The organism is Pseudomonas sp. PME37.24/006 (assembly GCF_055556635.1).
In genome coordinates this window covers 1-307 of the sequence record NZ_JBVHNL010000031.1, presented here as the reverse complement: position 1 = coordinate 307, position 307 = coordinate 1, and the positions used below count along the sequence as shown (strand labels likewise).

1 protein-coding gene is annotated in these 307 nt (G+C 74.6%); it reads left to right on the top strand.

Features of this window, described 5'->3' with window-relative positions:
- Nucleotides 1-182: hypothetical protein (locus ACZ3GY_RS23730; protein WP_465912182.1), on the top strand; the 182-nt coding region annotated here is incomplete at its 5' end.
- Nucleotides 183-307 lie beyond the last annotated feature (125 nt).

Sequence of the window (307 nt, the reverse complement as noted above, 5' to 3'; positions counted from 1 at the left end):
CCTACCTCGCGGTGATCGTCGCCAACGTCGGCCAGGACGCGCAGGTCACCGAGGCCGTGAACCCCGAACGCATGATCGAGGCCGCACCCTCGACGCCCGCCGCTCCCGCGACCCCGGCCCCGACCGTCATCCGCATCGCCGAGACCCCGCGCCTCGAGCAGCCGCGCGACGACCGGTCGTGATCGACGAGTCCATCGACTGCTCCCGGGCGGGTTGCCGGGCCCCCGCGGTGTGGGCGATCCGGTGGCGCAACCCGCGCATCCACGCCGCGGACCGCCGCAAGACCTGGGTCGCCTGCGACGAGCAC